Source organism: Wolbachia endosymbiont (group B) of Lycaena phlaeas (genome assembly GCF_947251875.1).
GTDB lineage: Bacteria > Pseudomonadota > Alphaproteobacteria > Rickettsiales > Anaplasmataceae > Wolbachia.
The window spans coordinates 1181636-1207134 of record NZ_OX366392.1 but is presented as its reverse complement, the minus strand read 5'-3'; the positions used below and the strand labels follow the sequence as shown (position 1 = coordinate 1207134).

Genomic DNA, 25499 nt, shown 5'->3' with positions numbered 1-25499 from the left:
TTAAGGTTATATCTATGGTCACTACCCTGCGCAAGCTACTTTGAATGCTGCATGAACATCTGGATTCACAAAATCAACTTTTGTACTAGGTTGAATTTGAAGGCCGTCTTGTTTTTTAATATGGCAAATTATTTGAGAGCCATCTTTCCAGTAAATTATTATTTTATTATCAAAATCCCGTAGCGTTAACTCCCTCTTTTCCTCTTTTTTATCTTTTTCTTCTAGCTTAATAGACTCTAATAAATAATATAGAAAGTCACTTGCTTTACCGTTAACTTTTTTTCTCCATTCATCCATTTTTTCTTGTTCAGATAATTCTTTTTCCAATTTTGCATTTTCTTGCTCCAGCTCTTTCATCCTTTTTTTTGATTTTAATAGTCTATTTTTTTCTTTTGCTTTTTTCTCTTCATCCCGTTGTTTGTCAAAAGGAGTAGCAGTAATACTGCCTTCACTGCTATTAGGTTCATTTGATTGAGTCTGTTTATTCTTTAATTCCTCTAGTTCATCTTTTACTTTTTTTAGTTCTTCTTCTAATTCCTTCTTTATCTTTTCCGCCTCTTTTTTTTGCTTTTCCAACATATCTATAAACAAAGGATCATCACTAACTGTGCTTTCCCCAGATTTAAAAAAGCCAACAAATCTGCTTGGTTCAAATCGCTCAACCTTATCTTCAGCGATTTTAATAGCATTATCTAAACTAGAAAAAATACTTTCAATGTTTAGTGAACTTGCTCTTTTTACCAGCCCTTTAGCTTCACTTAAAATGGGCGAGATTTCCTTGTGCAACTTATCTAAATCTTTTTTGATGTCTCCTCTAATTCCTTGTAGATGAACAAGTGTTTCTTGAATTTCATCATTTGCAGGCTTTAGAAGGCTATTATCAAGTAGATCTTTAACTTCATCTAGCTGCTTATCAAATGAAGCAACAATTTTATCTGTAAAATCAGTCAAGTGCTTATCAAGTAATTTTATCAATTGAGATATAGAATCATTTTCTTCCTCATCTTTTGTCTTTTTTTCTATTACCGATACAACCCCACCTCTTCTGAATGGAAAGAGAATATCCAAATTGTTAAACTTTTTAACAATATTATGATTATTGTTTATCTCATTGTTTTTTAGCTTGCTGAATGTTATACATATCCCAACAATAGCAATGATACTAGCCAGTGCAACTATGGCCCATTCCAAATCCTGAATATTGGCAAAGCTCAGTCTATTTTGTATTAACGCACCAACTATAATTACAGCACTAATTACATATGGTATGGTAAGAAAAATTGCCTTATTCTTATTCTCTTGTCTTTGATCATCTAATATTTTTTTTTGATTTTCAGAGATTGGCAAAATTATTGAAAAGCTTGCTTTTTTGTGACTTGTAAAACTTAAATTTGGTTTTATCTCTATTTTTAGAGCATTTTCAGCAAGTTCACTTATCTCGTTGTCTTTGCCACCTCTAATTTTATCATTTATTAATTCCTCTATCGGCTTTTTTCCTTCTTTTATCTTCTGCTTATGCATATATCTCATAGCAGAAGAGGCTGCAAAAGTTGTTAAAAGAATAATAGAAACCAAAGTGTAAATTGGCATGAATGTTGGGTTAAAAATATCTGTAATAAAGCTTAAATTATTACTAGTTATTATTATTGCAGCTACATAAGCCAAAGAAAATTGAAGCCAAGTATTTACAGCTGCTATAGGTAGAGTGTTACTTACGGAATATTTCTTTGCTGCATGCCATAATCTAGGGAAAAAACCAATAGCATCATCTATTTTGGCAAAATTATGATCTACTTTAACACTTAAAGGATTTATTATATCTAAAGGCATAAACTTCCTAGCACCTAATTAATTATATACTAATAACACTTTTAAAACAAGTTTTTTGGCTTATGCCAAGGACGATTAGAACGGACTTTGCTAACCTTTATGCCACTATTTGCTAGCCAAACAGAGTGTGTGCCATATGCCTCTAAGTCAGAGTATTTGATGATTTTAGTATTGCAAGCTGGATAGTTAAACTTGCTTAACTGAATTACTAGATCGACATTGTTACAATTTTCTAAAATATCTTCTCTTTTATGAGCTAGCAACACTGACTTATTATTTCCTTTATTATATGTACAGTCATAATCATTACATTTTAGCCTTTTGTTTGAATTACTGAATTTAGTGTGATTCAAAATTTGATTCTGCCCGTTTTGTTTAGCCCATGTTTTGACAACAAAGTTCCTATTTTTCCTGGTAAGAGAATATAGTAAACTGTCATCTTCTTTTACAGCAAGATTATCAATACTGACCAGGATGTCAGGGGTTCTATACATAGCGCTAGAGAAAATACCCAGCACAATAAAGAAAATTCCAAAAAAACGCCAATTCCTTTCCCACAAGCATAGCCACAATAACCCAAGTGTTATTATAATAATTGATGAGCCAGGAAAAGTGCGAGTGGGAATAACCAAATACTGAAGACTAGCGATTGCATTTGTTATACACAAGATACTGTCAATTGGGCGCTCTATAAATGGCGCTATAATCCATTCAATACCTAAAGGAATCAATAAAACATAAATTATTCCAAGTGGAATAATAATGAGTGTAACTATTGGTATAGCAATCAAATTTGTGATAATGCCACTGATTGAAAAATAGTTAAAATTGTATATTGTGTACGGAACAGTTGCTAAACTTGCTATGACTGAGCTGATCATTATCGACACAAAATATTTTATTATTTTTATTTTGAATAACTTATTAGCATTGATCTGATAGCTGGCAACTAGTGCCAAAACAGCAGAAAATGACATTTGAAAACCTGGCTTTAAGATTGCTTCTGGCTCCACTATGAGTATCACCGAAGCAGCAAACGCAATTGCTATTAATCCTCGATATTTCCTTTCTATGATTATTGCAACAAGTACCAAGATCACCATGATGTAGGCACGCTGAGCAGAAATTTGCATACCGGTAATCAACAAATAAAAGGTAGTTGGCAAGATAGTAAAGAATGCAGATATTTTTTTAGTGTTATATTTAAGAGTCAAAGTTTCAGATATTGCAAATAAATTACGGAATACTATAAAAAATAGACCAGCAACAAACGATAAATGTAAACCAGATATAGCGAATAAATGTGCTATACCTGAATCTCGTATCGCATTCATAGTTTTTTGATCTATCCCGTCTTTTTTGCCAATTAATAATGCAGAGATTATGTCCGCGTGTGGCTTTTTGGTATTTTGCTGTAGGTTTTCATAGATATATTGACGGAAAGATTCTATATACTCTTGAAATTTTCTTGCTTCAGCCTTTTTGTACAGGACTATTTTGCTTGTTGCAAAGCCTGTTGCACTTATTTTCTGATAATATGCTATTCTTGCAAAATCATATGCATATTCCGAAGGCGCAATTTTTGGAGGAAAGAGTTTTGCTGATAATTTTACTTGATCCCCTATTTTAATGCCTTCTTCCGCTTTTGTTTTAACTGATATTCTGATGTTATCCAGCTTGAACTTCGTGTTTTTTATTTCATAAAGCAAAAATTGTTTATATGAGCCCCTATCGTTAATATCCTTCACTGTAGCAACAATATCTTTCACATACCTTTCCTTATCAAGAATATGAGTATTAACTGAATCTGTTCTGAATTTGCTGGCTGTAAATCCTATGAGCACTGCAATTAAAGAAATGCATAATATTGCGTATTTCCTGTATAATATTGCAATCAGAATTAGTATAGGTGAAAGCAAGAGAAAAATAGATATAGTGAAAGCACAGCTTGGTTCAAAATTTAATGAGAAATAGGTTAAAATTCCTGCACACTGAAAAATAGGGAACCACAATATCAAGTTATATTTTTCATTGCACAGATTGTTATGTATATAATTTACTATCATGTTAAGAAAGGTTAATAGATATATAAATATATGTAATAGTGTGATTTTATTCTTTTATTTATTATTATTACGCATATAATAATAAATAAGCAACGACGCGGGATGGAGCAGCTCGGTAGCTCGTCAGGCTCATAACCTGAAGGTCGTAGGTTCAAATCCTACTCCCGCAACCATCTTTCAATTGTACAAATATTGCGATTTCTTTTATTATAATAGCAATGTTATTTCTAACTCAAAGCTTGTTTTTGACCTGTAGGCTCAATCGTAACATTCAGTAAAAAACTCAGGGTATTTATTGACAAAATTATAGCGGCTGCATGCCTTTTTTCTTTTTTCTTATTACATCAATAATTTCACTATACACTTTATTGTTGTCTTTATCTGCAATTCCAGTAATAACATTACATCTATTAGATTCTTTTATAGCTATTTCTTGAAATCCTTTTCGAATTTTATGATAGAAATCAATGCTCATTTCTTCATACTTATTTTTATCCTTTGCTCTGCTGAGTCCAACTTGAACATCAATATCTAAAATAAATGTGATATCTGGATATTTAATTTCCACTAATTTGTGTAAGTCTCTTATTAGACTCAAGTCAACACCTAGTCCATACCCTTGATACGCAATAGTTGAGTCAATAAACCGATCACAAATCACTATTTTCCCTTCTAAAAGAGCTGGCAATATTAATTTTTTCATATGTTCGTGCCTCATCGAGATAAGCAGCAAGAGTTCAGAAATAGGATCAATATTATCCTTAAGTAGTAATCCTCTTATTTTTTCTGCAAAATCAGTACCACCTGGTTCTCTAGTCAATACGACATTATTTTCACCGTGAATTTGCTTGAAATAATTTGCAAGTAACTCAGACTGTGTTGTTTTACCAGAACCATCTATTCCTTCAAAGGTTATGAACATAAATTTTATAATTACAATGCTAAATGCAAACAGTTTACATAGAAACCATTTGACATTTAAGCAATAAGATCATAAATTATGGTGTACAATTCTCTATGAGCTATGGTTACGCTAGACACTCCTAAGATAAATTTAGACTTTACTGCAAAGAATTTCAATCTCCTGGGAGTGGATAACAAATATTATACATTAAGTGACTGCTATGGGGAAAATGGTCTCATTGTAATGTTTATATGCAATCACTGTCCTTACGTTCAATCAATTATTAGCAATCTAGTAAACGATGTTAATTTGTTAAAAAAAGATTATCAGGTAAACACCGTTGCAATCATGCCAAATGATGTAAATGAGTACCCAGAAGACTCCTTTGAAAACATGATTAATTTTGCCAAGGAAAATAAGTTTACATTTCCATATTTGATTGACAATAACCAAGAAGTAGCTAAAGAGTATGGTGCTGTTTGTACCCCTGATTTTTTTGGCTTTAATTCCAAACTAGCCCTCTGCTATCGCGGGCGTTTTAACAACACAAAAAAAGAGAAAGTTCAAAATTACGAAGTAGGAAGTAGTGATTTATTTCAAGCCATGAAATTTATTGCAGAAACTAGCAATCCTCCAGTTGACCAAAAATCAAGCATTGGTTGTTCAATAAAATGGTCTAATTCTACAGGTTGAATATTATGCACAGCGGCTCTCAGCATTTGTTTGATATTATAATTTTACTCTCTGCTGCTGTGTTTATAGTCATAGCGTTTTGGAAAATGAATATTAGCCCAGTACTTGGTTACTTTGTTGCAGGTGCGTTGATTGGTTCTCATGGGTTTAATCTGATAAATTCAGTTGAAGTAATGGATAACTTTGCAGAGTTTGGCGTAGTTTTCCTATTGTTCATTATAGGTCTTGAATTGACATTTGAACGCCTTATCGCTATGCGTAGGCATGTGTTTGGGTTTGGTTCCCTTCAAGTTATAGTTACCATGATAGCAATATGGTGCATTGCTCTTGCCTTTGGAGTAAATACAAACATGGCAGCAGTTATCGGTGGTGGACTTGCACTATCCTCAACAGCAATAGTGTTGCAGGTTCTGCAAGAAAAGGGTTCTCAAGCAAGCCAAGTTGGTAGATTGTCAATAGCAGTGCTACTAATGCAGGACTTTGCAGTGGTACCTCTAATAGTACTAGTGCCTCTGCTTACTGGCAATTCTGAACACAGCTTAATAAGCTCGTTGGCAGGCTCATTAGTGCAAGCAGCTATTGCATTGGTGTTGATATTTGTAACTGGTAGGTTATTACTGAGGCCATTGTTTTCGGTTATTGCCAAAATGGAGAGTAATGAGATCTTTATATCAACAACACTTCTGATAATATTAGGATCAGCATTTATTACTGAACAATTTCATTTATCAATGGCATTAGGCGCATTTGTTGCTGGGTTACTAGTTGCAGAAACAGAACACAGGAATTCGGTAGAGCATGCAGTATTGCCATTTAAAGACTTATTTCTTGGTTTATTCTTTATGACTGTTGGCATGTCTATTGATATTGACCTTTTACTCAATAAGTTACCACTCGTTACTTTATTATCAATTATCCTTATCGTTTTAAAGACGTCCATTATATATACATTGTGTAGATTTTTTGGATTTAGAAGTGCACCTGCAATACAAGCTGGATTACTGCTTGCACAAGGCGGTGAATTTGCATTTATTTTATTCCGTTTAGCAGATGAATTAGATGTACTATCAAGTGAAATCGCTCAAGTGCTTATGATGGTAACTACAGTAACTATGGCTTTTACTCCTCTTTTATCGGGAATAGGAGACTGGATAGCAAATTCATTTAGCACTGAAAAAATAATACTAGACGATGAAGCAATCGAAACAGACACACAAGATCTTTATAACCACGTAATAGTTGCCGGGTTTGGTAGAGTGGGATATATGGTAACGAAAATGCTTACTGCAGAGCATTTAAGTTATGTTGTTGTAGATATTCAATCAAAAATAGTGAAAGAAGGAAAAAATGACAGTTTCCCTATATATCTTGGAGATGCTACAAGATATGAAATTTTAAAATCAGTAGGAATAGAAAGAGCTCAAGCTCTTGTGGTTTCAATAAAGAACGAAGTCACTATAAAGAAAATAGTTTCTCTAGTTGCAACAAACTTCCCGCATGTAAATATTATAATACGTTTACCAGATTTGAATAATGTGGAGGTTTATAAAGATCTAGGGGCTAGTAAAGTTATTCCCGAAACGTCTGAAATTGGATTGCAGCTAGGTGGAGCAGCATTAAGTTTAAGTGGTATTAGCGAAAGCGGAGTTACATCTTTAAAAGGTAAATTCAGAAAAGGCAACTACAGTATGTTAAAAGACCTTGGTAGTGATAAAGATGAATAATCCTCTATCACTTTAATTAGTGATCAGAAAAACACATTTAATTAAGCAACTATACTCTCTAGAAAGGTGAAATTGACCTTATTGTAACTATGAACAAAATAATAATAAAAAAATTTGGTGGTACTTCGCTAACTGACTTAAATCGAGTTGCAAATCTAATAAAAAACGATATTGAAAAAGGTTATAATGTAATTGCTGTTGTATCTGCTGCTGCAGGATTCACTGACCAAATGGCTTTTCAAGCCAGGCAAATTTCAAATTTAAATTGTAGACAAGAGTTATCAGAGTATGATGTCCTGCTTTCAGCAGGAGAACAAATCTCTTGCGGGTTATTAGCTATCACTCTTCTGTCTGTTGGAGTTAATGCTAAATCATGGCTCGCCTGGCAGTTACCAATTGTAACGGATAATTTTTATTCTGAGTCTAAAATAAAAAAGATAAAAATTGACCATGTAAAAAGATCTTTTGCTGAGGGTTATACTGCTGCAATCATTGCTGGTTTTCAGGGTATACACGATGATAGAATCACTACTTTTGGTAGAGGAGGATCTGATATCTCAGCAATTGCCTTTGCTGTAGTCTTTGGTATTAGGACTTGTGAAATTTTTACTGATATTGACGGAATATATACAGCAGACCCAAAAATTGTTCCAAGGGCACGCAAGCTTAAATCTATCTCTTACAATGAAATATTGGAGATGTCGTCATCTGGTGCTAAAATATTGCATAATCGTTCAGTACAACTTGCAATGAAGCATAATATTAAGGTGCAAGTGTTATCCACTTTTGAGGAAGTAGAAGGCACTACAGTACTACACGAAAAAGATGTACTGGAAAGATACTTAATTACTGGAATAACTTATAGCACTCACGAAGCTCTTGTAACTTTTACTAACTTTGCAAATACTCTGGATACTTTAAGAGATATAGCAGGAGCAAACGTTAAAGTTGACATGATACATGGGTCAAGCTTTTTGATTTCTAAATTTGATGTTGATTTAATGACAAAGTTATTGAACAAAAATGAAAATTATGTCGTAAACAATAATATAGCTAAAATTTCAATAATTGGTATTGGTGTTATGTCTAACACTGAAGTGATGTATCGCACACTCAAGGTTTTAAGCGAAAAAAAGATAGAAATACTTGCTGTCACAATGTCCGAAATCAAGATCAGTATAGTTGTTCAAAAAAAACACGCTGAGGCTTTAATTAGAGATTTACATACCGAATATGAGCTTGATGTATGACAGCACGCTTGAAATTTATTTACTTGATAATTCAAAAAACTTGAAAGAGCAAAGATAGTTATTGAAATTATCTTGATTTACATCGGTTATCCAAGTTTGACATTGAATGCTTAACACCTCCTCCATTAACACCTTTCTGTAATCTTTATCCAGATGCGACATTATATCGTCAAGCAGAAGAAGAGGTGCTTTATTGTAATGAATACACCTTGCTTTTACACTAGATAAGATGATAGAAAGCAGTAATAGCTTTTGCTCTCCAGTAGAACAAAGATTTATTGGCATGTCCCCTTTTTGGCAAAAAACCCAAAAATTATCATTATGTACAGAAAAGGTTACTCTACCAGTTAATGAGTCTTTTTCTCTGTTTTCCTTTAGACGATTCTGAAAATATTCTGCAGTATCGTTCAAAGTTAGCTGACTGCTAAATTTCAAACTTGCCTTTGGAAAAAACTCACAAGAATGGTTATCAATTGTGTCTTGTAATATCTTTAAAACAGATGATCGCATACGTAAAATATCAATTGCATTGGTAGCCATGACGTTTTCAAGACTAGAGAGCCAACTTTCGTCCAAAATATTCTCTCTAAGCAATTTACTTCGCTCATGCTTAGCTTTTCTATATTTCATGTAGCAATAGGTGTAATTTTCTTCAAATAGTGAAACTATACGGTCTAAAAATTTTAACCTGTCACTTGGAGAATTAAGAAGAATATAGTCCATTTGTGGAATTAGCCATATTACATTAGATATTCTATACAAAGATGAGTAGCTTGACTGCGTTTTCCCATCAATTTGTATTAATTTCTTATTAAGATTCTTTCCTATACCAATTGAGTTAAGCTCTGCTCCATTGAAAAAATCATAATACACTACCCAACTTTCATTACTGCGCCTATTTTGCATCTCATTGATTTTTGCTTTTTTCATTCCGTTGCTTTTAGCAAGCAATGAGATTGCTTCAAGTATATTAGTTTTTCCAATACCATTTTTGCCAGTTACTACAACTGGTCTATCATCTAAATCCAGTTCAAAGTTTGAATGACTACGAAAGTTATATAATTTCAGTTTTTTTATATAGCAATGGGTAGTCATTCTTTAATTTATATTCTCCTTACTTCTTCTAGAACCTCATCAACATGTCCACTAACTTTTACGTTTTTCCAGATCTTCACTACTTTACCTTTTTTATCGATTAAAAAAGTAGTGCGCTCTATTCCCATATACTTTTTGCCAAACATGCTTTTTTCTACCCAAACACCATATTTTTCCAACATTTCAGCATTTTCATCAGAAACTAAAGAAAATGGCAAAGAATATTTTTCTTTGAAGTTAGCGTGGCACTTAACGCTATCTTTTGATACACCAATTATCACTGTGTCAAGAGAAGAGAAATTTTCTATTTTGTCTCTAAAGCCTTTTGCCTCCATTGTACAGCCCGGAGTATCGTCTTTAGGATAAAAATAAAGGACTACATTTTTTTTATCAAAAAATTCACTCAGCGATAAAATTTCGCCAGAATCTGTTGGCAAACTAAAATCAGGTGCATTATTTCCTACTGTTAATTCCATACTTTGCTCCATTATTAACACTTTTATGGTACTATAGTATATTGTAATAGGAAGGGAGGATAAATGAAAGTAGCTTTTCAAATGGATGAAAATATAAATTTTGAAACTGATACTACATTTGCATTAATAAAAGAAGCGCAGAGGAGAAAGCACGAAATTTTTGTCTATGTTCCTAATAATCTAGCACTCAAGTTAAATCAGTCAATTGCTCTTGCTCAGAAAGTCAGCGTTGATGATTTTGGTTTTACTTATAAAGAAGATGTAACTATAGATTTGAATGAAATGGATATCATACTTATCAGGCAGGACCCACCTTTTGATATGCGGTACATTACAACAACCTATATCTTAGAAAAGACTACTGCGTTAGTAATAAATAATCCAACAGAAATAAGAAACTGTCCTGAAAAATTAATTACTTCACTATTTCTAGAGCTAATTCCTCCAACTTTGATCACTGAAAATATATCGATGATTAGAAATTTTTGTCACGACTATCAAGATATCATCTTGAAACCACTATATAGCTATGGAGGAAATGACGTAATAAGAATACAAGACCAAAATAGCATTCAAGTGGTAGTCGATCTCATGATTGCAAAATATGAATGTCCTGTAATTGCACAAGCATTTTGTAAAAAGATAAATACAGATAAAAGAATACTGCTACTGGATGGAAAGCCAATAGGAGTAATGAAGCGAGTTCCAAAGTCTAGCGGAGAAATCAGAACAAATATGAGGCTTGGAGCAAGTTTTGAATCTATTGAAATGAATGATAGAGACACTGAAATATGTAATAAAATCGGTCCTGAGCTAAAGAAAAGAGGGCTAATATTTGTTGGTATTGATATTATAGATGACTTCCTTCTTGAAATTAACACAACTTCGCCTACGGGAGTAGTTTATATCAATAAGTTGTATAGTAAATCACTAGAAAAAGAACTATGGGATGCATTTGAAGAAAAAGCAATTCGTCAACTAAGTTCTTGAGCTATTGCCTTAATAAATTCAGTAACTCCATTCCTTATTCTTGTTTTCTTAGTATTATTAGCCATATCACGCAATTTTTGACAATTTTGCAATAAATCAACTAGCAACTCTCCTAGATTCTTTTTCGCGTTACTATTTTGCTCAACCATTACAGCTGCTCCCGAATCTTCAATATGTTTTGCATTATAAAATTGATGGTTATCTTTTGAGTGAGGATAAGGAATATATACAGCAGGACGCTCAGCAAGAGTAATCTCTGCTATTGAAGTTGCCCCCGCTCTGCTAATTACCAAATGAGCATTGGCCAGTTTATTTTCCATATCATCGAAAAACTCACTTAACTCACAATCAATTCCTTCACTTTTGTATAGACTCTTGACCTTGTTTATATTTTTCTTCGTACATTGCTGCGTTACTCTAATCCTCTCTTTTACTTCAACAGGTAGATCACAAATTACGCTGCTCACTACATCATCAAAAAAATTTGCACCCTGACTGCCTGCTATTATTAACACGTTTAAAACTGTTTCAGCTCTAGAATAGCCTTGTGCTTCTATATCGACAAAATTTCCTGTAAAAACGCATTTACTACCTTCTGCATACTTAGTCTCTGGAAAGCTAGTTGCAATTAATTTTGCACTCTTGAAAAAGAATCTATTTACTCTCCCTAAAACTGTGTTTTGTTCATGTAAAACTATAGGTATAGAAAGAATCTTTGCTGCAAGAAGAGTTGGAAAAGAAGCGTAGCTACCAAAACCAATGATTAGCTTTGGTTTTAATTTTCTCGTTTGATACAGTGCTAATACACAACTATACATTAACAAAAAGAGAAACTTCAATTTGTTGCCACTTGGCTTGCACAATGGTAAAATATAACTTTCTATATTGATGGTTTTTTGATCAGTGAATAATATACAATTGTGCCCTTGTACCTTTAGTGCTTTTGCTAAGGTTATAGCTGGAAAAACATGCCCACCTGTACCGCCTGTTGCTAGAATAATAGTCATCTGTAAGTAGTAATTTGATAATAGATTGTTAATTATTTTTTAATACTTTGCATGTAAAATTTTATCAAGCTTTATGATAGTTGAGTTAAAAATGCCTAAAAGTAGTGACAGTAAAAAAGAATCTAACGTAAAAAATAAGCCTCAAGAGCAAAGCAGAAGCGGAGGTTTATTAAAAAACATAATAAAAGCTCTCTTCAATTCGGTTGTTGATCTACCTCAACAAGAACAACTCAATAAAAATATTGATAGACAACAAGGTTTAGATAGTAAAAGAAAAAGCCCAGAGGATCTTAATCGGGAAAAAAAGCTTGAAGTGAAAGAAGCAGCTGAAGGGTTAAAAGAAAAGTTAGAAAAATCTGATATTGGTAATCAATCTATTAGAATTGAATCGCCTAATCAGGATACTTGTAGCTCCAAAACGATAGAACGTTAGTTCAACTATTCAGCGATTCACCATCTGCAGCAAGTACTGACTCATGTATCATCTCTGAAATGGTTGGATGAGGAAAAATCGTAGATTTTATGTCGAAGTCTGTTCCTTCTAGTTGCTTTGCAAGAGCAAAATTGCTAATTAACTCTGTTACTTCCGCACCTATCATGTGGCTACCCAGAAGTTCGCCTGTTTTTTTGTCTATAATTGTTTTCACTAAACCTTCAGTTTCACTTAGTGCAATAGATTTACCATTAAAGTTGGAGTGAAATTTTCCTACTTTTATATCGTATCCACTTTTTATTGCCTGTTCCTCAGTAAGGCCAACGCTTGCTACTTGCGGATGAGAGTAAGTGCAATTTGGTATGCACTCTTTTTTTAACTTATGAGCATTTTTACCGGCAATTTTCTCAACACAGATTACAGCTTCATGACTTGCTTTATGCGCTAAACATGGGGGACCAGCTACATCACCTATTGCATACACACTTGATTCACTTGTTTCATACCACTCATTCGTTTCAATGAAACCAGAAGAACTCAACTTAATTTTTGTATTTTCTAAACCTATATTTTCAGTGTTTGCTTGAACGCCAACTGCAACAATCACCCTGTCAAATTCTTTGCTCTCACCACTACTTAGTAACACTTGAGCAAAGTCTTTATTTTTAGTCAAAGCTTTTACGCTACTGTTTGTATATATTTTTATCCTTTGTTTTGTGAATATTTCTTGTGCTAAATTTGAAATATCTTTATCTTCCAGCGGCAAAATAGTGTCTTTTACTTCTATAATTGTTACATCAACTCCCAAAGTACTATAAAAACTTGCAAACTCTATTCCTATCGCACCAGAACCTATGATTAGTAGAGATTTTGGTAACTTCTTTGGAGTCATAGCGTGCTGCGCATTCCATATTAAATCTCCATCTACTTCGATTCCAGGAAGATTTCTTGCCCTTACACCTGTTGCTAAAATGATATGCTTGGAAGAAATTTCCTCCTCCTTTTTGTCATTAAGAATTTTTATAGTACGATTACCTGCAAGTTTACCGAAGCCTTGATGGACTTTGATGTTATTTTTTTTCATCAAATACTCAACACCACTTGATAGCTTATCAACAACGTTCCTTGAATATTTCACTATTGATTGTATATCAAAACTTGTATCCTTTACTTTTATGCCAAATTCTTCTGATCTTCTTATTAATCTATAAACTTCAGACGCTCTAAGTAGCGATTTTGTTGGTATACATCCCCAATTTAAGCATATACCACCCAAATTTTCCTCCTTTTCAACAATTGCAGTTTTAAACCCAAGCTGCGCCGCCCTAATTGCTGCTATATAACCACCAGGACCGCTGCCTATAACTGTAATATCATACTCATTCATCAGTTTTTTTCGTGTGTAAAAGACTATATATAACAGATGGAACCCGTATGATCAATGCTCAGGTGTATAGAAGCGACTTGACAAACCTTCCCACGTTCCTTATCATATCAATAAGAGTATTTATCCTTGTTTTTAATCTCTGCAGATTTAACAACAAAATTCAGTAAAAAACTCAGATATTTATTGGCAAATTACAAAAAATTATAGCGGCTGCATGTCTTTTTTTATTTTTTCTACATTCAGCCAAAACGCGCTTTAAATAAGCGTTAGCACATTATTACAACGCCAATTTACATTATTATAGGGTCAAAACTCACTACTGGGGGATTCTTTTGCCTTTTTTCTATTTGGTAAATTTCTTAATATTTGTAGCTAAAATTTCAGGATGTCATTCCAGCACTTCTTATTACCTGTTCTGGATCCCAGTATCTGGGCACTGGGATGACAAAAACATAAGATGACACCGAAGGGGCTACTCGCATCTTTTTAGCCCAAATCACAATGTTCGTACAGCTGTGACTAGTATGACACCTTCCTTATACAAAAAATTTTTTGATAAAAAAACTGGATTTCAATACTGAGATTACATCCTTTCTAGTGGAGATTGCTCTCAAATCACAATGTTCATACAAATATACTTTATGAATTGCGTTTATAATCTCTAAACACTTCATTAATAGTGTGCCAAGCTTCGACAGCGTTCGTGTTTGTGGTAATATCAGCAAGAGCCTTCCATAAAGCCCAGGCACGGCCACGAGTCCAAGTGCTAGCATCCAACGGAAGCATTGCACGGAAGATTTTTCGGCTTTCTCCTCTAAGCAGCGTCCAAGCAATCATTAGATCGCAAGCGGGATCGCCGATCCCCAATCCTCCAAAATCAATGACGGCACTCAATTTTCCTTCTTGCACCAATAGGTTGCCAGCGCTAACGTCACCATGGACCCACACTGGCAAACCTTTCCAAGCGCTTGCTAGCGCTGCTTACCAGAGCTCGATTGCAGCATTGGCATCTATTCTATCTTTTAGAACGGCAATTGCTTGCTTTGTCTCAGCATTATAGGTTGTTAGTACCCCTCCACGATAGAAATTATGTGGTCCGGGAAGAGGCCCATCTGTAGTATCTATGCGTTGTAAAGCAGCGAGAAATTGAGCAAGGCTGGTTGCAAAGTTATTCAGATCTGCTATGTGCACAGATGCAGCGGTGTTGCCATCAATCCATTGGTAAATAGACCATTGCCATGGGTAACCCTCACACGACTCTCCCATTGCCAAAGGCTTTGGAATTGAAAGTGGCAGTAAAGGTGCCAACCTGGGTAACCACTTTTGTTCCTTTTCCACCTGCATTGCATACTTTGCAGCGCTTGGCATACGCACAAGCATGTGATCACCCAGACGAAATGTTCTATTGTCCCATCCACCGGGCACGATTTGGCAGATAGACAGATCTTTAAATTGCGGAAACTGGGTGACAACTAAGCGGTGTACAAATGCAGCATCTACTCTTGCTACTTTTTGCACCAATTGTGCCTTAAATTTCTTTCTTTACAATATATCCTACCTGATACAAACAGGGCTACTATAAGATAAATAAGATTCCATGTTGCTAATGAAACACCAAAAATATAATGAGGCCTGTCACAAGACGGAGAGTAATTGGGGTTTAATAGATTATTTCTCAACTCTTCTATGCTAACGTTACCACTTGCTTGCTCTGTACAGCCTAAAACATCATGAAATAAGTGGAGTTCAAGACCTACATGATAAAAAGATATTATTGCACCAATGAGATAGCTGCAAAACATCGCATAGATTAGGATTTTGTTGTCTTTGAACATGTACGCAACTGCAAGTAGCCCTGTAACATAGTAAACTACTCGCTCGTATATGCATAACTTGCATGGTAGCATATTGAAGAAATACTCTAGCACATATGCAAAAATCAGAGCAGCGGCACTTGACAGCAAAAAGATTGTAGAACTGTTATTTATATCTGACATAATTAACGAATTACCACAACAACCGAAAAAGTCAACTTTTGTTTAATAATGTTCTATATAATTATAAAGCGACACATATCACTCTATAACTTTTTTATCTAGCCTCTATGTATGTATTCACAGCTAGATACTGATTTAGTTTGCATACTAGTTACAACCCTAGTATCACTATCTATTTTTGCAATTTCTTCTTTGGTATACAATTCATCCTTGTTTTTCGTCCAGCTATTGTCATATTGAGTATCAACTTCTCCTCCATTGGTTTTAAACCCAAATGTTTCTTGCATAAGCAATCTTGCTTCTTCCAAACGTCTGTTGTAACGTTTGTTAGAATCTTGATAGCTAGATATAAGAAGAAGAACGTCATTAGAAAGAGTGAAATATACTATCTCTTCCATAATTTTGTAAATCTCATGTTCTGATAACTTAAACAAAGGATAATCTTTTTGAAACTTATTCTTTACTTCATTGTAAATTTCCATAATTTTTACTCTACCATCATAGCTTAGAGCAATGATAGCATTTTCAATACTTGCTATACCATCATAGTCATAACCTTTTCTGTCATTTTCAGCAACCAAAAAGCCATGCACAGCCTGAATCTCACCAACTTTCTTATCTTCTTTAGGTAAGATATCAAAATCAAAATAGATCATAGGAGATTTCAATACCAACAACATAAATATACGCATACTGTCTATCTCAACACCAAAATTTTACTTTCTGGAATAGAGTATAGATCTTTGAAATATTGAGATACAGTGTATAAAGGACATTTAGATAGTTCTGTTTTCTTATCTGTTTGTAAGTGAAAGCTAAATTCATACTCTCCTAAATCCAGCTCATTAAAGTCTATAAGCTCTATGTTTTTGTTTGGGTTAAACTCTCTGTTTGATATTTTATTCTCCAACTCTTTACGTTGCGTAGGAGTAAAACCAGATCCATTTATTACTAATTTCACTACACGCGTATCTTCCCTTTTTGCCCAATTGCTCAATCTTTCCAAATATTTTTCTGGAATCGGGTATCCATATCTTTTTGGAAGCTACTGAAATACTAAAGGTGTATCAACCGTGAAAGTATGTGGAGATCCAGGCCTTAAATCTTGTCCTTTATAATTCATAGCAAAAGTACTAAACAAGTTAATACTTTACTATATAATATTAATTTATCAACTACTTATTTAAGTAATATTATTTACTTATTAATAATATTACTAAGATAAAAAAGTATATTATTAGTAAAACAAGATTATCTACTTTACATAGGGGTTTTTATTCTTTTTCAAAAGCAATCTAACTGGTACACCTTCAACAAAGAAGTTTTTTCTAAGACCATTAGTCAAATAACGTTTATAACTCTCATCAACACTTTCCGGGACGTTGCATACCAAAGAAAAAGCTGGAGGTTTGGTGCCAATTTGAGCAATATACTTCATTTTAATCTCTCTACCTTTTATAAGTGGGTGAGAATGTTTTTCCACAGCATCTATTAGCCAATTATTCAGTTTTGCAGTGCTGATCTTCTTGTTTAAGGATTCACTCACTTCAAGACACTTATCTATCACATCACCACAGCGCATACCTTTCAATGCAGAAATTGTTACAGTTGGCACTTCCAAAAATAACCGAGTCACTTCCTGTTGTTTGACAAATTTTATTAACTTACTTCTGTCATCCTTACCTATTAAATCCCACTTATTTAAAACAATGATAATTCCCTTCCCCCCTTTAATTGCAGCTTCAGCAATTGATAAATCCTGCTGCTCAATGCCAAGCAAGGAATCTAACATTAAAATCACTACATGAGAGCGCTTTATTGACTCTATACTTTTTTCAACAAATCTTGATTCTAAGTTATCAACAACATTTGCCTTTCTGCGGATTCCCGCAGTGTCGATGAGAGTGATTAATTTCCCATTATGGTCGTATGAAATATCCACAGAGTCACGCGTGGTACCGGGTTCTGAGCTTACTATTAGTCTATTTTCTGCAAGTAAACTGTTTAAAAAAGTTGATTTTCCAACGTTTGGGCGACCGATGATTGCAATCCTCAGTCTAATGGACTCACTTTCAGGCAGCTCAGTGCCTTCGCTAAGACCTTCAATAACACTAGCTAATGCATCATAAAGATCAATCATACCAAGATTATGTTCGGCTGAGATGTACACCGGACCTATGAAGTTGAAGAACTGCAAATAATCAACATTTTCCGATTTATGACTTTCGCATTTGTTTGCTATTAGTATTACAGGTTTGTTCGTTTTTCTCTTCAGCCACTTTGCAAACTCTTTGTTCTGCTCGTTTTGCACTTTTGCATCAACAAGAAAAAAAATTACATCTGCGCTTAATAAAGAAAACTCTATTTGTTCAATAACTTGTAGTGAAAAACTGGTTTGGTCATTCCATCCTCCTGTATCTATAACTTTAAACTCTAAATCACTAATTCTTCCAATTCCTTCACGCCTATCTCTCGTTACTCCTGGAATGTCACTAACTACCGCTGCTTTTCTTCTTACTAGCCTATTAAATAGAGTTGACTTGCCTGCATTTGGAAGGCCTATTATGACTATTTTCAGCATAGTTTAAGAGCGTATTTTATAAATAGTAAATTATAATCAAAATTTTTTAATTTAACTATTGACTTGATAGATTATATACCTATCCTAAAATTAGGATATTTTATCTTAAGTTTATTATGTAGAATTGGAGGCGCTATGCATAATGCAAATGAAACTTTAATAATGAATTTCGATCAAGTTGCTCAATTAACTCCTAAAATTTATAAATTAGGGACACCTTATAACAACAGGACACGTATATATAACTATATAACTTTAGCTAAAGCATTGGAGAATCTCAATGATCCATCCCGGTCACATGAAAATAAGGAGCTTTTTTTGAGTGACAATGATGAAGAAACTAAGAAATTTCTGAGTGTAATTCGAAAAGGAATTGCTGAATATACAGGTAATGATTCTATAGATGTGAGGTTGAGAGGAAAAGAAGATAAATCATTTACTGCATGGGTATCGTTAAAAGAAGGCAGAGGTGAGTTAAAATTTGATAACTCATTTCCTGGTAAAGCCTTAAAGGATAGTAATCCAAAAATTGGAGCTTTTACATTGGTATCTCCAGAAGATAAAAGGTTGGTGCGTGTTTCACAAAGTGATGATGGTGTAAGGCTTTATCAAATACTAAATGAGTCTTGTATAATTAAATTTAACTGGAAAGTGGGTGATAGAGATTGCAGTATTGCTTTAAATATTAGTGGAAATGATAACGTATTTTGTACTGATTTAAGTGATAATATAAGTCCTGAGGACTTCGAGGAAAACAAAGCTGTAAAAATAAAAATTGGCTATTATGAGAATAAGAAGATGGATAAATATAATGACATGACTCTAGCAAAATTGGTCTCATTGGCTTCAAACTTACAAGGAATTGAAAGAGAAGTTATAACAATTAATCCATCAACAGGTGTAACAAGTGCAAGTGCACAGAATGTTAGTGAGTCTCAGCATTCTCAAAATATTAAATAGAAATTGCTAGCGCATTAATTATCGTACACATACACCGTTGCATGCAGTAACGGTGTATGTGTATAATCAATAGGATTTGTAAGCTCAATAAAGTTTACAACCAATTTGAAAGTTATTTTACTACATGCAAGACTCTGAAATACTAGAAACTCTAAAGATCAAAACATTAGAAGCCGAAAAAGGAGGAGGTCCTGATAGAGTTAACAAGCAACATGAAAAAGGAAAGCTAACCGCTAGAGAAAGGCTGAGTATATTGCTCGATGAAAATTCATTTCAAGAGTATGATAAGTTTGTGAAGCATCACGCAACTGATTTTGGCATGCAAAATGCTGATTTTTTAGGTGATGGAGTTGTAATTGGCCATGGTACTATTCATGGCAGAAAAGTTTTTGTTTATTCTCAGGATTTCACTGTCTTTGGTGGATCACTTGGTGCATCACATGCAAAAAAAATATGCAAAATTATGGATATGGCAATTAATGCCAGGATTCCAATTATCGGACTAAACGACTCTGGTGGAGCTAGAATTCAAGAGGGAGTAAATTCCCTTGCTGGTTACGGAGAAATTTTTCAAAGGAATGTAAATGCATCAGGCGTTATACCACAAATCTCTCTAATCATGGGCCCATGTGCTGGCGGTGCAGTTTACTCTCCAGCGCTAACCGATTTTATTTTCATGGTAAAAAATAGCTCATACATGTTTATAACCGGACCAGATGTAGTGAAAAAAGTTACCTATGAAGATGTAAGCCACGAAGATCTTGGTGGAGCAAAAATTCATACAAGCAAAACAGGAGTAGCAGATTTTGCGTTCAATAACGATGTTGAAATGCTGCTGAGAATCCGTGAATTCCTTACCTTTTTACCAGTAAATAATCAAGAGTCAACGAAATCTGTACCAATCTGCAACTTAATTGATGATGTTGATGAATCTTTGAACACTCTAGTTCCTAGTAATCCTAATACTCCTTATGATATGTATGAACTTATTGAAAAGGTGTGTGATGAAAGGAAATTTTTTGCACTAAAACCCGATTTTGCCCGTAACATCATAATTGGCTTTGGCAGAATTGGAGGAAATACTATTGGTGTTGTTGCAAATCAACCTATGCACCTTGCAGGATGCTTGGATATTGACTCTTCAAGAAAAGCTGCGAGGTTTGTAAGATTTTGTGACGCATTTAACATTCCCATCATCACACTTATTGATGTTCCAGGTTTCCTGCCAGGTACAAATCAAGAATACAATAATATAATACAACACGGAGCGAAACTGCTTTACGCTTATGCTGAAGCGACCGTGCCGAAAATTAGCCTTATCACTAGAAAAGCGTATGGTGGTGCATATATTGTTATGAACTCAAAGCATTTAAAAGGTGATATAAATTATGCTTGGCCAACTGCTGAAATAGCTGTAATGGGCCCTGAAAGTGCAGTTGAAATTATATTTAGGCATGAAAAAGACCAGCAAACGTTAATCAAAGAATATAAAGAGAAATTTGCTAATCCATTTTTTGCTGCATCACATGGATACATTGATGACATTATAGTGCCAAGTAAAACAAGGCATCACTTTCACAAAGCACTAGAGCTACTTAAAAACAAGAAAGTAGAAAGAATATGGAAGAAGCATGATAATCTTCCTTTGTAACTTTCCTCTCAGTCTTTATTGTAAGGTCTACAGTGCCGTTACACCAAGTTGGATTACCAATAACGCTAACTTTTGGGTTCCTTTTTTCTATAATATATTCTTATAGCTAAAAAATTACTTCCGCATATTCTAAATCTGATTATAATGACAATTAGAGATACTTTTAGAGCTCAAAAATTTATCTTTGTCTGCAGACTTTTTTTTATTAAACAATCAAACTCATAAAAAAATGTAGCGTATCCTCTTCAGCGTATGTGGGTGCATACACACATACTTAATTTCTGTCGTATGTGCATTGCATTTTTTTCTAATCTTTTTTTTCAAAGGAGGATTTTATGTCCAGAATTCCAGATATTTGACGTTTACTTTAGCTAATAAAAACCAACTGGTACCTGCGGTTTTTATAGCCTCAAAATTTCAATCAAAATTCAACTATCATTCAAAGAAACTTATAGTTATTCTTAGTGTTATTACTGTAGTAACAGCGCTATGATGATAAGAATATACAATCCTTTGTAACTTTCTTCTCAGTCTTTATTATAAGGTGTTCAATAATATGGGAAGAGTAAAGTTTTAAAGAGATAATTAAAATTATCCTTATCACCTACTTAGCAATAAATTATATTTGCTTAATCGTAATTACTTACACTTCTTCAATGTCCTGTTTTATTTATGGCAAACATTAAGCTTAAAAATGTACACAGTCTATTAAATTATATTATTTGTTTTTTCCTTATATACATTCAGTATATGCATTCTGCTATTGCTTTAGATAACTCTTCATCACATTTAAAAAACTCACCTGATTTTTTACCTTTTAGAAAACCTTTTGATAATATAGAAAAAATTATTAGAACTGACAATTTTAGAAGTTTTGATCTTGATAAAAGAAATAAGCTTTATACCAATGCTCATAATAGTATCAGTCTTGTAAATATTATTAATAAAATTATCTTAGCTCAAGATAACTTATTCATACTAGAAAGTAAGCCGTATAATATAGTACTTGTTGATAATCCCAATCTTAGTAGAACTACAGGTGCTGCAGGAAAGGACTATGTAATTATTGAGGGAAGCTTAAAAAAAAATATCAAAGATTATACTAGAGTGATATCACATGAATTAATTCACAGATATATAGGACATATAATAGAGCAAGACAACGATAAGAAAAATGAAATAAAATATAAGTGGTTTTTTGAAGGATTTACGGAATTTTATGGAGTGAAAACCTTACTTGACACGAAACTTATTGATAAAGATGAGTACTTAAAAATAATTAATATTACTTTAAAAGAGTATTTTAATTCTTTAATACCTAATATTGATTTCGAAAAAACAAATCAAAAGCATTTACTTGATCAAAACATAAGCATGTTGAGTTATAACAAAGGTTTTATTCTTGCAATGATAATAGATGAGAAATTAAATGAGGTTAGTAATGGAAGGTATAACTTATTGACTACTATAAATAATATAATAAGTGAAATAACTTCAAAGAAAGTTAATTTTAATGTTGACTTATTTGCAAGTCATTTAAAACATTACTTACCAGAGTCCCTTATAAAAGACATCATAGCCTCTATAAGAGATTCTAGCATACTTCTCAGTCTATTACCCAGTAGATTACTAAATAAAAATTTAACTTTCCAAGATACTGATAAGTATAGTGATATATGCTTTAACTTAACCAGAAGTCTAGAGCTACAAAAGATACGTGGGGTTAAATTAGGTAGTGATTGCCATAATATGGGACTCAAGGATGGTCAAGAACTAAAGTGTTATAGTATTGACTTTAATAGTGGTAATATTAAGTTAAAAGTCCTTGAAAACAAGATACCGAAAGTTATACATTTGAAAGCAAATAAAATGACGAGTAGCATTCCAATATATAAATAGCTCAGATAAATGCTTGACAAAAGCTATAGTAAACCTAGACTTTGCTATTTTAAGGCAAAATAATTATGGTAAACAATAAAGAAAAACAAGTGGATTTATTATTAGAGCTTCTTAGCGCTAATATCGGTCAAGTTAGTAGTAGTGTCATACTTAAAAGAATAGAAAAGCTTTCAGATAATTTTCATGGTAGAAATAATCACAATAGCCATTGTCAGTTTGATAGAGATGGTGGAGGGCATGGTAATATATGCTGGGCAGATAAGATAAAAGAAGACCTGACTGAGAACTATCATAAAAAGGATAGAGAAATTTCTATATAACTTTTCATTAGAGCTATTTTACGGTAATTATTCAAGAGTTGAAGGATTTGGCAAAAGAAGTCCTTTTGTATTACCGTTAATATGTGTTTCCAATAATGGTAATCTCGGCCCACTAGATGATTTGAGAACATGTGTCCCTCATAAGTTTGTTGAATATAACATAAGCAATACTAGTTGGGCTAAGTTCTCATCAGATAAATTTTTTAATAACTTTTTGAGTGATATGGAAAACAGGCCTGACGATTGTAAGCAGTGTTGTTATGAAAATATTTGTGGTGGGGGAAGTTATGGTAACAGGTTTAACCCTGCCAACGTAAGTTTTAATAATCCTTCAGTATATTGTGAGGGATTTTTGGCAAAGGATTATACAATTTCTTTTAATGCATGGATTTTCTAAAGAAAAATTACGGCAGGTATTATTGAATAGTAATACTGAAAAAGCAGCTTAATGGTAGTGTATAAAAGGTATTTACTAGACGTTTTTCTATAATCTAATTAGCATCTAGAGGATTGACTTTATGAATATCGTCCTCTAAACTGCCGTTACCAAGATTCGAACTTGGGACCTCGTCATTACCAATGACGTACTCTACCACCTGAGCTACAACGGCAAGTTCACGTATTATGATAATGAATAACATGAAAAAAAATAAGGAAAAAGAAGAAGAGAGAAAAAGATTGGCAAAAGCTTTAAAGCAAAATATTCTAAAAAGAAAAAAACAGCAACAGAGTAGACAAGATGCCAGAACTCCCAGAAGTGGAAGTCATCTCTAACTTCTTATTTGATAAAATCAAAAATAAGAAAATAAGCAATGTTACAGTCAATAATTGGAATTTGCGTGTACCAATAACAAAAAATATTGATGATTTGCTAAAGGGCAAAGTTATAAATGATATCAAGCGTAGAGGTAAATATATAATCTCGAATATAGATGCTAGTATGGCTGTAATCATACACCTTGGCATGAGCGGAAAGCTTATATATGTTGAAGACAATCAAGCACAGAACAAACATGATCATGTGATATTCTTATTTTCTGACAACACTTCACTAATCTTTAATGACCCAAGAAGGTTTGGATTAGTGATTGTTTTAAACAGAGAGCAAGAACTAAATTTTTTTAATAACCTAGGAATAGAACCCCTCACAGATGAATTTAATGGAAATTATTTACAGAAGTTGCTACAGAGCAGAAAAGCAAATATCAAATCAGTATTAATGAATAATAAGCTAATAGTTGGCGTAGGTAACATATATGCTTCTGAGAGCTTATTTAGAGCTCGCATATCACCACTTAGGCTAGCACAAGATTTAACATATATAGAGTGCGAAAAACTTGCTATCGAAATAAAAAATACTCTGAGTGATGCAATTGCTGCTGGTGGTTCAACACTGAAAGATTATGCACAACCATCTGGATCTGCTGGATACTTTCAAAATAACTTTTACGTATATGGTAAAGTGCAAAAACCTTGCAGAATCTGCAACAATATCATAACACTTATACGACAAAATGGTCGTAGCACTTATTTTTGCAATGCATGTCAGAATTAAATTTTATTTTTGCATATGACACTCTTACCTGAAAAAGATCCTTTTGATTTGTTTTCAAAGTGGTATCAAGAAGTACTTAATTCTCCGTGTAAGGAGCCAACTGCAATGACGCTAGCAACGTGTAGCAAAGACTGCATTCCATCTGCAAGAGTGGTATTACTAAAGGAGTATAGTAAAGAAGGTTTTGTGTTCTTCACTAACGCAAACAGTAGAAAAGGAAAAGAATTGACTGAGAACCCCAAAGCTGCACTCGTATTTCATTGGACAGAATTTTCTAGACAAGTACGAATTGAAGGAGAAGTTAGGCTTCTAAGCGGCAAAAAGGCTGACGAATATTTCTCCTCTCGAGCACGCGATAGTCAAATTAGCGCGTGGTGCTCAAAACAATCAAGAGTTCTGAAAAATTGGCAAGATTTTGAGCAGGCTATAGAATTGAAAGAGAAAGAATTTCACAATACACAAGTTTCTCGTCCTGACTTTTGGGTGGGATTTTGCGTAATCCCAAAGGTAATTGAATTTTGGCAAGAAGGTGAATATAGGAGACACACTAGATTTAGATATACTCTTGTTGAGAAAAGCAATTGGAAAGTGGAACAATTATATCCCTAACGTTAGAGAAAGCTACTCTGCAGATCAAAAATAAAGATTTATTGTCATCCTGATCAAGTAACTTTTTATGGT

Annotated in this window: 24 protein-coding genes, 2 tRNA genes and 1 pseudogene; 14 read left to right on the top strand and 13 right to left on the bottom strand. The window is 33.6% G+C overall.

Annotated features, from left to right (window positions below; all coding sequences use genetic code 11):
* Nucleotides 1-21 precede the first annotated feature (21 nt).
* Nucleotides 22-1830: a bZIP transcription factor gene (locus OPR37_RS05610; RefSeq protein WP_264684876.1), complete on the bottom strand. Its 1809-nt coding sequence runs from the start codon at nucleotides 1828-1830 to the stop codon at nucleotides 22-24.
* 41 nt (nucleotides 1831-1871) lie between these two features.
* Nucleotides 1872-3896: a ComEC/Rec2 family competence protein gene (locus OPR37_RS05605; protein WP_026097260.1), complete on the bottom strand. Its 2025-nt coding sequence runs from the start codon at nucleotides 3894-3896 to the stop codon at nucleotides 1872-1874.
* 96 nt (nucleotides 3897-3992) lie between these two features.
* On the opposite strand from OPR37_RS05605, the gene OPR37_RS05600 reads away from it, so the two are divergent.
* Nucleotides 3993-4069: transfer RNA gene (locus OPR37_RS05600), tRNA-Met, on the top strand.
* Between the two features lie 131 nt (nucleotides 4070-4200).
* Here OPR37_RS05600 and tmk read toward each other — a convergent pair.
* Nucleotides 4201-4818, bottom strand: coding sequence for a dTMP kinase (gene tmk, locus OPR37_RS05595; protein ID WP_264684875.1), 618 nt, complete (start codon nucleotides 4816-4818; stop codon nucleotides 4201-4203).
* Nucleotides 4819-4920: 102 nt separating this feature from the next.
* Between tmk and OPR37_RS05590 the strand changes: the two genes are divergently transcribed.
* The 3 genes from OPR37_RS05590 to OPR37_RS05580 all read left to right on the top strand — a co-directional run bounded on the left by OPR37_RS05590 (nucleotide 4921) and on the right by OPR37_RS05580 (nucleotide 8467).
* Nucleotides 4921-5493, top strand: a complete 573-nt coding sequence (locus tag OPR37_RS05590; protein WP_264684874.1) for a thioredoxin family protein — start codon at nucleotides 4921-4923, stop codon at nucleotides 5491-5493.
* Nucleotides 5494-5498: 5 nt separating this feature from the next.
* Nucleotides 5499-7217 (top strand): monovalent cation:proton antiporter-2 (CPA2) family protein, encoded by a 1719-nt coding sequence (locus OPR37_RS05585; RefSeq protein WP_254230050.1) that lies wholly within the window; start codon nucleotides 5499-5501, stop codon nucleotides 7215-7217.
* A gap of 89 nt (nucleotides 7218-7306) precedes the next feature.
* On the top strand, nucleotides 7307-8467 hold the full coding sequence (locus tag OPR37_RS05580; RefSeq protein WP_007302299.1) for an aspartate kinase: 1161 nt from the start codon (nucleotides 7307-7309) through the stop codon (nucleotides 8465-8467).
* Between the two features lie 15 nt (nucleotides 8468-8482).
* Here OPR37_RS05580 and recF read toward each other — a convergent pair whose 3' ends face one another.
* Together recF and bcp are read right to left on the bottom strand one after the other, a co-directional pair.
* On the bottom strand, nucleotides 8483-9562 hold the full coding sequence (recF, locus tag OPR37_RS05575; RefSeq protein WP_007302298.1) for a DNA replication/repair protein RecF: 1080 nt from the start codon (nucleotides 9560-9562) through the stop codon (nucleotides 8483-8485).
* A gap of 8 nt (nucleotides 9563-9570) precedes the next feature.
* Nucleotides 9571-10038: a thioredoxin-dependent thiol peroxidase gene (gene bcp, locus OPR37_RS05570; RefSeq protein WP_265016845.1), complete on the bottom strand. Its 468-nt coding sequence runs from the start codon at nucleotides 10036-10038 to the stop codon at nucleotides 9571-9573.
* A gap of 63 nt (nucleotides 10039-10101) precedes the next feature.
* Between bcp and gshB the strand changes: the two genes are divergently transcribed.
* Nucleotides 10102-11028, top strand: a complete 927-nt coding sequence (gene gshB, locus OPR37_RS05565; RefSeq protein ID WP_264711263.1) for a glutathione synthase — start codon at nucleotides 10102-10104, stop codon at nucleotides 11026-11028.
* Here the strand turns inward: gshB and OPR37_RS05560 are convergent.
* Nucleotides 11013-12035, bottom strand: a complete 1023-nt coding sequence (locus tag OPR37_RS05560) for a UDP-N-acetylglucosamine--N-acetylmuramyl-(pentapeptide) pyrophosphoryl-undecaprenol N-acetylglucosamine transferase (protein ID WP_007302295.1) — start codon at nucleotides 12033-12035, stop codon at nucleotides 11013-11015. The genes gshB and OPR37_RS05560 overlap by 16 nt on opposite strands.
* 73 nt (nucleotides 12036-12108) lie before the next feature.
* On the opposite strand from OPR37_RS05560, the gene OPR37_RS05555 reads away from it, so the two are divergent.
* Nucleotides 12109-12468, top strand: a complete 360-nt coding sequence (locus OPR37_RS05555) for a hypothetical protein (protein WP_012481944.1) — start codon at nucleotides 12109-12111, stop codon at nucleotides 12466-12468.
* Nucleotide 12469: 1 nt separating this feature from the next.
* Here OPR37_RS05555 and lpdA read toward each other — a convergent pair whose 3' ends face one another.
* From lpdA to der, 6 genes and pseudogenes are all read right to left on the bottom strand, one after another.
* Nucleotides 12470-13855 (bottom strand): dihydrolipoyl dehydrogenase, encoded by a 1386-nt coding sequence (gene lpdA / locus OPR37_RS05550; RefSeq protein WP_264684870.1) that lies wholly within the window; start codon nucleotides 13853-13855, stop codon nucleotides 12470-12472.
* Nucleotides 13856-14494: 639 nt separating this feature from the next.
* Nucleotides 14495-15235, bottom strand: a pseudogene (locus OPR37_RS05540) (aminoglycoside phosphotransferase family protein).
* Nucleotides 15236-15360: 125 nt separating this feature from the next.
* Entirely contained in the window at nucleotides 15361-15852 is a 492-nt protein-coding gene (locus tag OPR37_RS05535; RefSeq protein ID WP_012481943.1) for a disulfide bond formation protein B, read from the bottom strand.
* 98 nt (nucleotides 15853-15950) lie between these two features.
* Nucleotides 15951-16544: a hypothetical protein gene (locus OPR37_RS05530; protein WP_019236858.1), complete on the bottom strand. Its 594-nt coding sequence runs from the start codon at nucleotides 16542-16544 to the stop codon at nucleotides 15951-15953.
* 5 nt (nucleotides 16545-16549) lie between these two features.
* Complete coding sequence (locus OPR37_RS05525) at nucleotides 16550-16858, bottom strand: hypothetical protein (RefSeq protein ID WP_012481941.1); 309 nt, start codon at nucleotides 16856-16858, stop codon at nucleotides 16550-16552.
* Nucleotides 16859-17107: 249 nt separating this feature from the next.
* Nucleotides 17108-18433 (bottom strand): ribosome biogenesis GTPase Der, encoded by a 1326-nt coding sequence (gene der, locus OPR37_RS05520; protein ID WP_213863876.1) that lies wholly within the window; start codon nucleotides 18431-18433, stop codon nucleotides 17108-17110.
* 135 nt (nucleotides 18434-18568) lie between these two features.
* Between der and OPR37_RS05515 the strand changes: the two genes are divergently transcribed.
* The 5 genes from OPR37_RS05515 to OPR37_RS05495 all read left to right on the top strand — a co-directional run bounded on the left by OPR37_RS05515 (nucleotide 18569) and on the right by OPR37_RS05495 (nucleotide 23660).
* Nucleotides 18569-19393: a hypothetical protein gene (locus OPR37_RS05515; RefSeq protein WP_264684869.1), complete on the top strand. Its 825-nt coding sequence runs from the start codon at nucleotides 18569-18571 to the stop codon at nucleotides 19391-19393.
* Nucleotides 19394-19517: 124 nt separating this feature from the next.
* The gene (locus OPR37_RS05510; protein ID WP_007302285.1) at nucleotides 19518-21044 is read left to right on the top strand and encodes an acyl-CoA carboxylase subunit beta; all 1527 of its coding nucleotides are present in this window, start codon (nucleotides 19518-19520) and stop codon (nucleotides 21042-21044) included.
* 672 nt (nucleotides 21045-21716) lie between these two features.
* On the top strand, nucleotides 21717-22943 hold the full coding sequence (locus OPR37_RS05505; protein ID WP_265013668.1) for a M61 family metallopeptidase: 1227 nt from the start codon (nucleotides 21717-21719) through the stop codon (nucleotides 22941-22943).
* A 65-nt stretch (nucleotides 22944-23008) separates the two neighbouring features.
* Nucleotides 23009-23263: a hypothetical protein gene (locus OPR37_RS05500; RefSeq protein WP_019236861.1), complete on the top strand. Its 255-nt coding sequence runs from the start codon at nucleotides 23009-23011 to the stop codon at nucleotides 23261-23263.
* A 121-nt stretch (nucleotides 23264-23384) separates the two neighbouring features.
* Entirely contained in the window at nucleotides 23385-23660 is a 276-nt protein-coding gene (locus tag OPR37_RS05495; protein WP_149168765.1) for a hypothetical protein, read from the top strand.
* A 141-nt stretch (nucleotides 23661-23801) separates the two neighbouring features.
* On the opposite strand, the gene OPR37_RS05490 is transcribed toward OPR37_RS05495, so the two are convergent.
* A tRNA-Thr gene (locus OPR37_RS05490) sits at nucleotides 23802-23874 on the bottom strand.
* A gap of 19 nt (nucleotides 23875-23893) precedes the next feature.
* Between OPR37_RS05490 and OPR37_RS05485 the strand changes: the two genes are divergently transcribed.
* Genes OPR37_RS05485 through pdxH form a run of 3 tightly spaced genes read left to right on the top strand, consistent with a single transcriptional unit; the run spans nucleotide 23894 to nucleotide 25427 of the window.
* Nucleotides 23894-24037 (top strand): hypothetical protein, encoded by a 144-nt coding sequence (locus tag OPR37_RS05485; protein WP_264685792.1) that lies wholly within the window; start codon nucleotides 23894-23896, stop codon nucleotides 24035-24037.
* Nucleotides 24003-24818 (top strand): bifunctional DNA-formamidopyrimidine glycosylase/DNA-(apurinic or apyrimidinic site) lyase, encoded by an 816-nt coding sequence (gene mutM, locus OPR37_RS05480; protein WP_149168767.1) that lies wholly within the window; start codon nucleotides 24003-24005, stop codon nucleotides 24816-24818. Before OPR37_RS05485 ends, mutM begins: the two co-directional genes overlap by 35 nt.
* A gap of 15 nt (nucleotides 24819-24833) precedes the next feature.
* Nucleotides 24834-25427, top strand: a complete 594-nt coding sequence (pdxH, locus tag OPR37_RS05475; protein WP_264376694.1) for a pyridoxamine 5'-phosphate oxidase — start codon at nucleotides 24834-24836, stop codon at nucleotides 25425-25427.
* Nucleotides 25428-25499 lie beyond the last annotated feature (72 nt).